The organism is Agrobacterium tumefaciens (genome assembly GCA_025560025.1).
GTDB lineage: Bacteria > Pseudomonadota > Alphaproteobacteria > Rhizobiales > Rhizobiaceae > Agrobacterium.
In genome coordinates, this window is record CP048488.1 from 43,640 (window position 1) to 56,726 (window position 13,087).

General features: G+C 60.0%; 8 protein-coding genes and 1 pseudogene. 5 read left to right on the forward strand and 4 right to left on the reverse strand.

Annotated features, from left to right (window positions below):
- Positions 1–50 precede the first annotated feature (50 nt).
- The 5 genes and pseudogenes from FY152_25725 to FY152_25745 all read left to right on the forward strand — a co-directional run bounded on the left by FY152_25725 (position 51) and on the right by FY152_25745 (position 5,954).
- Complete coding sequence (locus FY152_25725; GenBank protein ID UXS35556.1) at positions 51–1,076, forward strand: LysR family transcriptional regulator; 1,026 nt, start codon at positions 51–53, stop codon at positions 1,074–1,076.
- Between the two features lie 81 nt (positions 1,077–1,157).
- A complete protein-coding gene (locus FY152_25730) occupies positions 1,158–1,751 on the forward strand; it encodes a hypothetical protein (protein ID UXS35557.1) in 594 nt (197 codons plus the stop codon).
- A gap of 249 nt (positions 1,752–2,000) precedes the next feature.
- Positions 2,001–2,987 carry an ATP-binding protein gene (locus FY152_25735; GenBank protein UXS35558.1) on the forward strand — a complete coding sequence of 329 codons (987 nt, stop codon included), beginning with the start codon at positions 2,001–2,003 and terminating at the stop codon, positions 2,985–2,987.
- A gap of 3 nt (positions 2,988–2,990) precedes the next feature.
- Complete coding sequence (locus tag FY152_25740) at positions 2,991–5,501, forward strand: S8 family peptidase (protein ID UXS35559.1); 2,511 nt, start codon at positions 2,991–2,993, stop codon at positions 5,499–5,501.
- 178 nt (positions 5,502–5,679) lie between these two features.
- A pseudogene (locus tag FY152_25745) lies at positions 5,680–5,954 on the forward strand (hypothetical protein).
- A gap of 174 nt (positions 5,955–6,128) precedes the next feature.
- Here the strand turns inward: FY152_25745 and FY152_25750 are convergent.
- From FY152_25750 to FY152_25765, 4 genes are all read right to left on the reverse strand, one after another.
- Positions 6,129–9,734 carry an ABC transporter ATP-binding protein gene (locus FY152_25750; protein ID UXS35560.1) on the reverse strand — a complete coding sequence of 1,202 codons (3,606 nt, stop codon included), beginning with the start codon at positions 9,732–9,734 and terminating at the stop codon, positions 6,129–6,131.
- An 85-nt stretch (positions 9,735–9,819) separates the two neighbouring features.
- A complete protein-coding gene (locus FY152_25755; protein ID UXS35561.1) occupies positions 9,820–11,268 on the reverse strand; it encodes an ABC transporter ATP-binding protein in 1,449 nt (482 codons plus the stop codon).
- A complete protein-coding gene (locus FY152_25760; GenBank protein ID UXS35562.1) occupies positions 11,269–12,126 on the reverse strand; it encodes an ABC transporter permease in 858 nt (285 codons plus the stop codon).
- On the reverse strand, positions 12,123–13,085 hold the full coding sequence (locus FY152_25765) for an ABC transporter permease (protein UXS35563.1): 963 nt from the start codon (positions 13,083–13,085) through the stop codon (positions 12,123–12,125). The genes FY152_25760 and FY152_25765 overlap by 4 nt, the downstream gene beginning before the upstream one ends.
- Between the last annotated feature and the right edge of the window lie 2 nt (positions 13,086–13,087).

Genomic DNA, 13,087 nt, shown 5'->3' on the forward strand with positions numbered 1-13,087 from the left:
GCGGGCGGCGGGCCTATTTAGGAAGCAAAAGTCTACTAATTATATAGACTTTGGTGCATATTCCTGTCGATTATATGTTTGTTATCGATTTCACTATTCGAGAGGTTCGAAGAATGCGGGGCACCGACTTTGGCAATCTGCGTGCTTTTATGATGATCGTGGATTCCGGCAGTTTCGTTCGGGCCGCAGCAGCCCTGAAAATCGCGCCTTCCACTCTCAGCTACACAATCCAGGTTCTGGAAGGGCGGCTTGGGACGAAACTGCTGCAGCGTACGACGAGAACGGTCAGATTGACCGAAGCTGGAAGTCGATTGGCCCGGCGCCTCGGGCCAATGATGTCCGAATTCGACACCTTGATGGAGGACCTGACGGAGCCTCGGGAAAAGCCCTCCGGGACGCTGAAGCTTTGCGTCCCGCGTATGCCGATGCGGCTTTATATGGAACCGCTTCTTAATGGCTTCGAAGCCGCTTACACGGACATTACCATCGATCTCACGATTGGAGATGTGCTCGTCGACATCGCGGTGTCCGGGTTTGATGCTGCGGTCATCCCTAACCGGAGCATCCAGGACGATCTGGTCTCTATTCGGTTAGGACCGGAATTAAAGCGCATTGTCTACGCCTCACCAAGATATCTCGCCCGTTTCGGGGCGCCCTCTGAACCGGGAGACCTCGTTCATCATAATTGCATCAACTTTCGAGGCCCCCACACCGGAGCAATCTACCCCTGGGAGTTTCAGCGCGGTCAAGAACGCTTCGAGGTTGCTGTCAGCGGTTCGCTCATCGTGTCGGATTCGACCTACACACTTTCAGCCGCTCTCAGCGGCAAGGGCATAGGCTATGGCATAGAGCCAATTTCGAAGCCTTTTCTGGACGACGGCAGTCTGATTTCACTCCTGGAAGGCTGGGTCGCCCCCCATCCGGGGTTCATGCTGTGTTATCCAAAGAACCGGAATATCTCCGCCGCACTCAAGGCATTGCTTTCGTATGTAAGAAAGCAGAGCCGTGCCGGCAGTAGACTGAACGACGACCGTGTGAATGGTCGCCTTGGATCTACTCATATTGTTCGAACATGAAGCGCGCTCTTGAATGTCAGAAAAATATAGCCTAATTTCTGACGCATGAAACCCCTCGCGACATCAGTTCCAGACCTAATTATGAAGCGTGCCCGTGCCGGCGGGCGCGGCAGTGTCTTCACGCCCAGTGATTTCCTGGACGTGGCCGCGCGCGCGGCCGTCGACCAAGCGCTTTCTCGGTTGGCCAGGAATGGAAAGCTTCGGCGCCTGACGCGAGGCCTGTACGACTTCCCAAAGGTTCATCCGCAACTTGGGGCCCTTTCGCCTAGGCCTGACGATGTGGCGAAAGCGTTGGCGCGGGAGACCGGATCTCAGGTGCAGATCGCCGGTGCGCGCGCGGCGAATGCCCTTGGCCTGTCAACACAGGTCCCCGCACATAGCATCTATCTGACTGATGGCCCGTCGCGCCGTGTTGTGCTCGATAAGCGCGTCGTTGATCTGCGCCACGCTTCGCCCAAGCACCTTATTGCTCCGGGCAGTGCTGCCGGCACAGTTGTTCAGGCCCTTCGTCACGTCGGGGCGGTGCGTGCCGCCGACGTTGCGCAGATCGCCTCGCGTCGACTGTCGGCCAGCGACAAGAAGACGCTAGCATCCAATGCGGTCCGGGCTCCCGCTTGGATGCGTTCGACGCTGGTCTCGATCGCTAACGCAATGCCGAGTGAGATAGATGGATAACCATGCGAATGTATCCATCAAGCTGATAGGAAAGAATTTGCTCTCGTTGCAGTCTCAAATGTTGGGAACTGTTGCTCCGTTCAAATTGCTTTTCGCTATGGCGATCATTAAACTGGATTTTAACCAGTTCTTTGGGAGAGGCGTCTATCTCTCGAAAGTGCCAAAAAGTCACCGCGAGAGGGACACGATGACGCAAATGTGGACCATTCAATCAGAAGGAGCTCGATCTATGAACCGAGCTCAGTCGTCATGACCACGGCGCAGCAGTTGATCTCGCTGCTGAAGAGCCACGTCGAAGGCGACGACGAGCAGTTCCTGACGATTGCATTGCAGGCTGCAGCAAGTGAGGCCCGTAGGGGTCATGGAAAGGTGGCTGTGCAACTCCGCGAGCTTGTCGATGCAGCGCGCGCCAACAAGGATCGTACCTCCGGGCGCAAGAAAGCCCCTGTTCCTATTGCGCAGCCACGCGGTGACCTCGCGAACCTGGTTGCGGTCCGCTACACTGACGTTCGGTTGTCGAGCATGATCCTTCCAGAAGAGCTCGAAGCTCGTTTGAAGCGCGTTATTCTCGAGCAGCGACAACAACATAAGCTTCGCAGCCATGGGCTCGCCCCACGGCGCAAATTGTTGCTCATCGGTCCCCCCGGATCCGGAAAGACAATGACCGCGGCTGCGCTCGCCGGTGAACTCCATACGCCGTTGTTCACTGTGCAACTCGATGGTTTGATGACGAAGTTCATGGGGGAGACCGCCTCGAAGTTGCGGCTCGTGTTCTCCGCCATGGCTGAAACCAAAGGCGTCTACTTCTTCGACGAGTTCGACGCCATCGGCGCGAAGCGGGCGGAACGGAATGACGTCGGAGAGATCCGACGCGTCCTCAATTCGTTTCTTCAGTTCCTCGAGGAGGATGAGAGTGACGGGCTGGTAGTGGCAGCGACCAATCACCCGGAACTCCTCGATCCGGCGCTCTTTCGACGGTTCGACGACGTTGTCGAGTACGCATTGCCAGGTGTTGAAGTCGCAATGAGGATCTTGCAGGCGCGCCTTTCCAGCTTTGACACCCGGGATATCGACTGGACAAAAGCGGTTACAGATGCTGCCGGTTTGAGCCAGGCCGAGATTGCCCGCGCTGCGGCCGACGCCGCGAAACTCGTCGTCCTGTCCGACCGGGACCGCATCACCCAGAATGATCTGTCCCTCGCGATAGCCGAACGCAAAGGAGCGGCGTCGCAATAATCGATGGCAGAAGAACCACCGCGTCCACTCCCACACGTTTATTTGCCCGGTCACGGGAACATCCAGGACTACACCGCCAGAGGCGGAGGTGGCGGCACAACCGTGCCGGTGCGCGATAGGGCTCAGCATGCTGTAAAGCTGACAGAAGCCCTTACCCGCGCTGTGGCAGACGCGGAAGCGCAATTGAGAGCTCGCGAGCCCGACCTTGCGGGTGGAACGCCAGGTTTCTATCTTGAGTTCGAACTCCCTTCATCCCAGAGCGAGATCGTCGATAAGCTCGAAAACCGCCAGGGCAAGTTTCCGATCGAACTCGTCAGCGTCCGCCCGATAGGCGAGGGAGGAAACACGATTGCTGCCACTGTCTTCGTTCCCGAGCGGCAGCGCGACTATTACCTGAAGAAGGTGGCCGAATATCGCGACCAGGACCGGATCCAGAAGGTCGAGGTCGACGGTAAGATCGTCGAAAGAAACAACGGACCCAAGAATGAAGTGCTCGTGGCCTCGCTTGAGACCGCGCGCCTTGCGGTGGCCAGATCCCTCTATACGGATGACGAGGCGTTCTTTCCGGTACCCGGTACGGCCATCTGGTGGGAGGTCTGGCTGCGTCTCGGGACCAGAGACACCTTTGCGGCTGCGGCTGAGCGACTGGAGCTTCCGGTGCGTGAACACGCCCTTCAGTTTCCGGAGCGGGAGGTGTTGATCGTCCACGCGAGCGCTGAAACCCTCGGGCGGATCATTGCGCACACCGACACGATCGCAGAGCTAAGAACCGCACGCGATACACCGGCTTTCTTTATGGAGATGGACGGCGCCGAGCAACGCGCCTGGGCCGCGGAGACGGCGGGCCGCATTGTGGCCCCCGATGGTGACCGTCCCGCCGTCTGCCTGCTCGATTCAGGCTCTACCCGCCGTCACCCTTTGATCCTCCCGGCGCTTGCAGCAGTGGATCAGCAGGCATTCGATCCCGGCTGGAACGTCGAAGACACGAGCAATCAGGGGCACGGCGGCCATGGGACCCAGCTTTCCGGCGTTGCCATTTATGGTGACCTGACCGATGTTCTCGCCGGAGCGGGGCAGATCATCCTGACGCACCGACTGGAGTCGGTAAAGATTCTGCCCGACCACGGTGCAAATGACCCCGATCTCTTCGGCGCCATCACCGCCCAATCGATAGCGCGTGCCGAGATCGTTGCACCGAACCGGCCTCGCGCCATCTGCCTTGCCCTGACCAGTGATGGCGATCACTGGCGCGGCCGTCCTTCGTCGTGGTCTGCGGCTCTCGACGCACTCGCCTATGGCGCCGATAATGCGCCACGCCTGATTGCGGTCTCCGCCGGCAACATTCGTGAGGATATCCATCAGAACGATTATCTCGTCCGCAACGATATCACGCCGATCGAAAGTCCTGCCCAGGCGTGGAATGTGCTCACGGTCGGGGCATTTACCGAGAAGACGGCGATCACCGACCCCGTCTTCAACGGATGGGGTGTCATGGCCCAGGTTGGTGATCTCATGCCACGTAGCCGTACCTCCGTCACTTGGAACTATGATTGGCCGCTCAAACCCGATGTTGTCTTCGAGGGCGGCAATCTGGGCGTAGATCCGGCGACGCTGATCGGCGATCACCTCGACGATCTCGCGTTGCTGACGACCTACCGGACACCTGAGAACCGCGCGTTCACCACGACGGGCGAGACCAGTGCAGCAACTGCGCTCGCGGCAAGGATGGGCGCGCAGATCCTGGGGCAGCGTCCTGATCTGTGGTCCGAGACGGTCAGAGCGCTGATCGTCCATTCGGCCGAATGGACACCGACGATGAAAGCCCATCTTGGCGGGATCAACAAGAATGCCTTGATGCGGCGTTACGGTTTCGGGGTTCCATCACTGGTGCGCGCCCTTGGAAGTCTCGATAACGATGTCACCATGGTCATCGAGAACGAGATGCAACCATTCAAGACCGTCGGCAGCAAGATCGAGACCAAGGACATGGTCCTGCACGCGCTTCCCTGGCCGACGGCGGAGCTCGAGGCTCTTGGTGAAACCCAGGTCCAGTTGCGGATCACGCTCAGCTATTTCATTGAGCCCAATCCCGGGGAGCGTGGCCAAACACGCCGTCACAGCTACGCTTCGCATGGATTGCGGTTTGCGTTGAAACCGGGCGACGAGCGCCCCGATGTCTTCTTGCGTCGCATCAATGCCGCGGCCGGGGCCAGGCCGCCGGCAAGGGCGGCGGGAGACGCAGGCTGGACGCTTGGTCCCGTTCTTCGCAATCGGGGATCGCTGCATGGGGATATCTGGGAGGGAAACGCCGTCGAGCTCTCCCAGCGTGACGCTATCGCCATCTATCCGACTGGCGGATGGTGGCGCGAGAATACAGGTCAGAGAAGGGGTGATAGAGCGGTTCGTTATGCACTTGTCGCAACGTTGCGAACTGCGGCTGATGTCGATCTCTACACACCGATCAGCACCCCCATCCTTCCAGAGGTGGTGCCCGAAATTCTGATTGAGACTTAGACCCTCCCGCATGGGAGATATCGGTGAACATCCCAGACATGTCGCCTTCCAGTCAGTCACCCGACTCGGATAGCTCATAGGGTTCCGGCGCCACCGCCGTGAAGGAGAGATGTGTGCCTTTCCCCGACTGATCAGGGCACACGCGTGCTCGGCAGATACCGACGGCGCCGGGCCAGTGGAGGCGGCTGATCCGGCCTTATTCGATGGGGCCGGTACGGTCGCACGCGACGCATTGAAACCCTCCCAGACTGGCGAAGGTGCAGCGCGAAAGCGCAGCACGCGGCAAGAAAGCGGAACCGATTGAAGCCGTTCCGCCACCTTCTCCAGGCGTTCCCGCCGTTTCTGACGATGCAATCCGCCTTGATGAGGAGATCAGACTGCTGGGGGAGCAGCTGGCGCGCAATCTTCAGCTGCAAAATGCACAAGAGGATGCCGGAGCGGTTCGAACGCTGAACGTGTCATTGTCTCTGACATTCAATCGAGCTAATGTGCCTTGGCTCGGCGCATTCTGGATCCCCGCCATCGACGCCATTGCTCATCCCCACATTCGCACTACAAACCCGAAGGGGAAACGTCAGTGTCGTCGGTTGTCGGCTTCTATTTAGATTCATATTCCAAGGCGCCCATTCACTGACCCGCAAGCGCTGCGTATTCGACCTGAACCGATCCAACGGACTGATGGCCGATCAGTTCGGCGTAAAATCCACCCAGGCTCATCAGATCACGGTGTTTTCCCCGCTCGACGATCCGCCCATCCCGCATCACCAGGATCTGGTCGGCTGCCCGGATGGTCGAAAGGCGGTGGGCAATGATAATGGTGGTCCGGTTGACCATGAGCTCATCGAGCGCGGCCCGCACATGTGCTTCGCTTGCTGCGTCAAGGTGCGAGGTCGCCTCATCCAGGATCAGAACAGGCGCGTTCTTGAGGAATGCCCGGGCGATGGATATCCGCTGTCTCTGTCCACCGGATAGCTGAACGCCCCGCTCTCCGACAGGAGTTTCGAGACCAGCGGGCAATGACGCAAGAAAATCCGTGAGAGCAGCCCGCTGGATGGCGAGGTCCAGGTCGTCCTGAGTGGCATCTGGACGAGCGAGCCGAATGTTTTCAGCTAACGTCGCATTGAAGAGGTACGTATCCTGGGCGACGAGCGCGATATGTTCGCGGAGACTGTCGAGCGTGATTTCGCGCAGATCATGGCCGTCGATCGTGATGCTTCCCTGCTGAGGATCCCAGAAGCGGAGCACCAGGTTTGCGATTGTCGTCTTCCCGGCTCCCGACGAGCCGACGAGAGCGATCCGCGCCCCGGCCGGCACCTTGAAATCGATCTCCTCAAGCACGGTAGATCCGGCTTTGTCGTAGGAAAAGGTGACGTTCGAAAATTCCAGCTCAGATCCACCGGCTGTTTCGGGCAGGAGCATTGGACCGTCGACAACCGGAATGGGCTCGACATGGACGGCATGAACGCGCCGCGTGGACGCGATCGAGTCTGCCAGCTGTCGTGCCGCCTGCGCCAGTTCCGACACGGGCAGGAAGGCTGCGGACGATAGCAAGGCGACCAGCGGGAGAAGCGTCGGCTCGAACGCATGGCTATGGATCATGAAGGCCGCAGTGACCAGCACTGCCGCAGATCCGAGGGCGGATACCACCTCCTGCCTGGCCGTCTGGAACGACAGGTCCGCATTGAGCGCCACTCTCGTGCGCTGATACTCCGCCGTCTGATCGTGAAAGACCTTCCGGCGCGCAGCAACCGCGCGAAAGGCGATGAGTTCGCCCATGCCTTGCACTGTGTCCACGACAAAGGCATTGAGGCCACCCAGTTCGGCGCGAGCCTGGCCGCCGAGGGCATCAACCTTGCGTCGCTCAAACACTGGCGCGAGGGCGGCATAAACCAGGAATGGCAACAACACGACCGCCGTTGGCCAGGCGATGAAGGTGAGAGCGATCAGAACTGTCAGTGGTATCAGGAGCGCCACCATCGCCGGCGCCACGACGTGAGCGAAGAAATACTCGACCGTCTCGACGTCTTGCGTTCCGAGGGAGACTAGGTCGCCTGACCGCCGCTTCAGAAGATAGGCCGGCGCGAGCTTTTCCAGGGCGTAGTAGAGATCGACACGCATCTGGGCGAGCAGTCTGTAGGCCATGTCGTGGGAGCGCCACGATTCATTCCATTGCAGGAACGCTGCCAGAGGCACCAGCGCCACCATCCAGGCGACATACGAGCCGAATGGGGTGCCCGTCTTGATTGCCGCCACTGTCAAAGCGCTGAGCGTGCTGACGCCGATCAAGGCATAGACACGTCCCACGCCGGAGGTGACGGTGAGGATCAATTGCTTGCGCCAGGGCCCGATCAGTTTGAACAGCGTTCCCAAGGTCTGGAATGAGGTCAGGCCCGCTGCTATCCTCTCCCCTTCGGTCAGTTGAGGTTTTGCCGAGGATGTCGTCGCGATAGTGGCCGGGCGTTCTTTCTCGGGTGCGACGGCCGTGCCGAAGTCCAGCAAGGCGTCACTTTCATTGAGTTCGATCTGTTCGGCCATGAGTTTCCGGTACGGGCCGTCGCGGGCGATCAGTTCGGCATGGGTGCCGCTATCGGCGATCAGGCCATCGGAAACCACGAGGATACGGTCAGCATCGATCACGCTCGACAGGCGATGCGCGAGCACGACAGTCGTCCGCTCCCTGGAGAGATCATCAAGTGCGGTCTGGATAATGCTTTCGTTTTCAGCGTCGACCGACGAGAGTGCTTCGTCGAGGATGAGAATGGGAGCATCTCTCAAGACTGCGCGGGCAATCGCTATACGCTGTCGTTGACCGCCCGACAGTCGCAAGCCACGTTCCCCGATGATTGTGCGATAGCCCTGCGGAAGCGAAGCAATAAACTGATGGGCGTTGGCTGCATGCGCAGCGGCCTCCACCTGTTGCGGTGTCGCGTCGGGACGGGCGATACGGATGTTGTCTTCGACCGATCCGTAAAAAAGATAGGTATCCTGTTGGACCACGGCGATCTGATCGCGGATGTGATCGGCAGCCAGCGTTGTGACATCGTGCCCACCAATGCGGATCGTACCGGTGTCAGCGTCGTAGAAACGCAGCAGAAGCTTGACGATGGTCGATTTTCCCGAACCGCTGTAGCCGACAATGCCGATGCGCTCGCCTGCCCTGACGTCGAAAGAGACGCCCTTCAGGGCTGCGCCGCGTTCGTCCGAATAGCTGAACTGGACATTATCAAAGGATATTGACGGCTCGATATCCGGAGTGGCAGAGGTTTCGCGTGGTGGGCGCGGTGGTGTCGCCTGCAGCAACGCCTTGATCCCCACGGCGGCTGCGTTGGCCATCATGCCCCGATGGAGTAGGGAGCGCAGATCGCGTAAGGGCCGGAACACCTCTGTCCCAGCCATCAACACGATAAGCAAGGCTTCGATACTCATGTCCCCGTGGCTGACGCGCCACGCGCCAAGCGCAATGGCGGCAGCCGCACCGCCGGCGATGGCGAGGTCCGTGAATGCCCGGCTCATAAGGGCAGCTTGCAGGACAAACATCGTGCTGTCGGCCAACTGGTTTGCTTTCAGGGCAAGCCGCTCGCCGAACGCGGCGCTTTGGCCGAACGCCTTGAGGGTTGGCAAGCCTTGCACGGCATCGAGAAAATCCGCACCGAAGGCTTTGAAGGAGCGCACGCGGCGTAGCGTCGACTGTTCGCCAATACGCTTGAGGACCACCGGAAAGATCAAGGCGAGAATGGCGGCCACCGAGATCACGGCTGCGACGGGGACGTCCCAGAACGACAGGACCGCAAACAGCAGCACGGGCGCCAGAAAGGCGATGGCGACCTGTGGGATAAACTGGCCGAAAAACGCCTGGAGTTGTTCGACACCATCAATTGTCGAAAGGGCTATACTGCCCGTCCGGCGCTCGGCGAGCCATGCCGGTCCCAGCCGCACGATCTGATCGAAGAGGCTGAGCCGGACCCGGTCCTGAATGAGTGCTGCCGTGCGATGCGCCACCATCGCGCGCCAGTATTCAAGACCCATGCGTGACAGGATGACCGCCACGAGTATGGCAATGGCAACCAACTGATCGGCCAAGGGCGCGCCTTCGAACAGACGCGCGATCAGCCAGCCGAGGATAATGAACCTTGCGATGCCGAGTGCCAGCGAAACAAATCCGAGGGCGATGGCTGCGGCGATTCGGGCCCGGAAGCCCTTCGTCGCCGCCCAGAGTTGGGCGTCAAAATGCATGTTTATGTCCTACCGAGGCGTTCACGAAGCGTAGCGTTGACTACGTTATTTAAATTACACTACGGGGAAGGTAATGTCCATTACGTCAAGTAGGAAGAGTGCTCGGTTTCGATCTCGTGACGTCGATCAACGACGCGGGGGCCTTATCATCCGCCACCATCAGCATGCGGCGGTCCGCTATCGCTGTGCTCAGGTCCCGATCATGGGTGATGAGCAGGATCGCCAACTCGTCCTCGTCGGCGACTTTGCGCAGATGACGAATAACCTGCTCCTGCACCGGAGGATCGAGGCGCGACGTCGGCTCGTCGGCAATCAGCATCGTCGGCCTCATCGCTAGAATGCGGACAAGTGCCAGGCGTTGCGCTTCACCACCGCTGATTTGATGCGGGCGGCGATGAAGCAAGTCGTGACGCAGGCCAAAGCGCTGCATCAATCCGGGGACTTCGCCGAAGCCGCGGTCGCCGTCTGGCAGGCGACGCAAATCTTCGAGGCTACGCCCGAGCGACTGCCACGGCGAGAACACCCGCGTCGGATCCTGATGGAGCTTTTGAAGGGAGCCGCCACGTGCCGCTGTCGGCCGCCGGATGATCCCCCCAAGGGGGGAGGCCTGTCCGAGCAGCGTTCTGCCCAGGGTCGTCTTTCCGATACCACTCTTGCCCAGGAGGGCCGAAATATGCCCGGCATGGCAATGAAAATTTAGATCGTCCGCCAGAATTCTGCTGCCGATACCGATGCGCAGGTGATCGGCCTCGATGACTTTCGCAGTCGTTGACCGCGCATAGGGGCGGGGTTCCCACGTTGCGGGATCGCTTGCGATGTACCGACGCGCATAATCCGTGCGGGGATCCCTCAGGATTTCTTTCGCAAGTCCGGACTCTATGATCGAGCGTTCGTCGAGAAAGGCGATCTGATCGGCCAGTGACCGGACAAGCGCGATATCGTGAGTGATGAGGAGGATCGCGCGACCGCTCTTTCGCAACGCGCTGAATACCTGGGCCACAACATCGCGCCGGTCCGCATCGAGACCCTTGGTCGGTTCGTCTACGAGGACGATGCCGGCACTGGTCACGGAAGCGATCGCTGCCATCACACGCTGCGCCATGCCTCCGGACAGTTCGAATGGACGCTTGTCATGGTGTTCAGCATCCAGTTGCATGGCCGAGAGTGCTGCGCCGGCTTCATGTGATCGTCGTGGCGACTGAATTTGCTCGCCGACCTGAGACTTTGCGCTCAGCAGGGGCGCAAGCGCGTTGAGCGGCTCCTGGGGAAGCAGGAAGAGGTCTTTCGCCCATAGAGACCTAAGTGCTGTGCGGTCGGCGGCGTCATAGATGCGCCCGTTGACGATGATGCGGCCAGAGACCGAAACGCCGCCCGGAATGAGACCCATGATGGCGCTGCCGATCAGGCTTTTGCCGCTGCCTGTTTCGCCGAGGACGGCCAGGATTTCGCCGGCAGCCACGCTGAGCGAAATGTTTTCCACGATGACACGATCAGGCGTTGCGATCGTCAGCCGTTCGACAGCAAGGGTGCTCACCTAGACAACCTCCTCGATCCCCTGGCGACGGGCGCTGTAATATTCGCCGATCAGCGTTGCCGAGAGTGTGCAGATCAGAATGGCACCGGCCGAAGCCAGCACCATGTGAGGATAGGTGCGGAAGAAGGTCATGGTTCCGGCGATCATACCGCCCCATTCGGCATCCGGGGGACGAAGGCCAAGACCGAGGAAGCCGACCGACGAAATCGTCAGGACGTTGGCGCCAACAGTCAAAACGCCGAGGGAGGAAAGATAGGGGACAATTGCCGGCAGGACGTGTGTGCGGAATATGTAGACCGAACCGAACCCGAGCAGACGGGAGGCCTCGACATGATCGGTGGCCAGTTCACGCGCGGTAATGGCTGCGGTGAGGCGGGCGAAGCCTGGCCATTGCGACATCCAGAGGCCAAAGAGAATCGGACCGATCCCGCCGCCCAACAGGCCGGAAACCAGAATGACGAACAATAGGCTGGGGCAGGCGATGATCACGTCGGACAGGCGCATGATGACCTGCCTCATCCAGCCCGTCCGAAACGCGGCCAGAAATCCGAGCACCAGACCGGTGGCCAGTGAAGCGACCACTCCGGCAAAGGCAATTCCGAGCGATATGCGTGTTCCTGCAACCAGCCGGGCTGCGATGGATCGTCCAAGATTGTCGGCGCCCAGAAGATAGTCGGTGGACGGAGAAGCATAAGCGGCACCGAGATCCTGTCGATTGGGATCGACGGTCAACAGGAGAGGCCCGAACAACCCCACCAGCAGCATTGCAGCCAAAGGCATGAATCCAAAAAGCACGATCGACAGTGGCGGCATGCGCCGGGGCTTGATGGCAACCCGATCGAGCGATGAAAACGTCATGGCTGTTGGCCCGCCACAAACAGCCGCGGGTCGAGCAGCCTGACCGTGATGTCGCTGAGGCCGTTGATCGCGACCACGGGGACGCCAATCAGCAACCCTGCACCCATCGCCATCGGTATGTCGGCCGCCAGAACGCTATCGATCAGCCGAGTTCCGAGACCGTCGAGGTTGAACAACACGTCGATGACGACCAGACCACCGATCGTATGAGCAACCAGCGGCCCAAAATAGGCAATGACCGGTACGAGGGTCGGCCGCAGTGCATGGGTAAAGATGATCCGCAACCAGCTCTGGCCCTTGATCCGCCCGTAGGTCGGATAGAAGTCCTGCATCGTTGCGACCACGGCGTTACGCACCACGCGCGAAAGCTCTGGAAGGAGCGCAAGCGCAAGCGTGCAGGAGGGAAGGATCACGTAACCGGGCAGGTTATTGCCGGCCGCCGGCAGCCAGCGCAGGCCGATCGCAAATATCGTTATCAGAATGATGCCGAGCAAGAACGACGGCACTGATGACAGGACCGCGGAAACGGCGAGAAACCCCCGATCGACAATGCTGTCTCGCCGCATCCCGGCTGCAAAACCTGTTGCCAGGCTTAGGGCGAGAGCGAAACCGACCCCGATGATCGCAATGCTCATCGTCGTGCGAAAACTCTGCCACACTTCCGGCGTGACCTCGCGGCCACTGATCATGGAGCGTCCTAGCTGGCCGGTGAATACGGACCCGACCCACCGGCCATATTGCAGAATGACAGGCTGATCCAGCCCCGTCATCTGGCGCGCCTGATCCACGGTCTGCAGGGAAATCCGCTCGCCGTAACGAGCTTCCGCAACCCGAAACGCAATATCGCCCGGGGCCATCTGCACTGCGACAAAAGCGAGGCTGGCAACTGCAAACGCAACGCCCGCCGCAGCCAACAGATGACCGATAACCGCTCCGGCAATGCCGCGCATGGCCGACATGC

Excerpts from the sequence above, each read along its gene's own strand:
- FY152_25765 (UXS35563.1), bottom strand. The coding sequence starts at position 13,085 with ATGTCGGCCATGCGCGGCATTGCCGGAGCGGTTATCGGTCATCTGTTG.
- FY152_25740 (UXS35559.1), top strand. The coding sequence starts at position 2,991 with ATGGCAGAAGAACCACCGCGTCCACTCCCACACGTTTATTTGCCCGGT.
- FY152_25750 (UXS35560.1), bottom strand. The coding sequence starts at position 9,734 with ATGCATTTTGACGCCCAACTCTGGGCGGCGACGAAGGGCTTCCGGGCC.
- FY152_25730 (UXS35557.1), top strand. The coding sequence starts at position 1,158 with ATGAAGCGTGCCCGTGCCGGCGGGCGCGGCAGTGTCTTCACGCCCAGT.
- FY152_25735 (UXS35558.1), top strand. The coding sequence starts at position 2,001 with ATGACCACGGCGCAGCAGTTGATCTCGCTGCTGAAGAGCCACGTCGAA.
- FY152_25760 (UXS35562.1), bottom strand. The coding sequence starts at position 12,126 with ATGACGTTTTCATCGCTCGATCGGGTTGCCATCAAGCCCCGGCGCATG.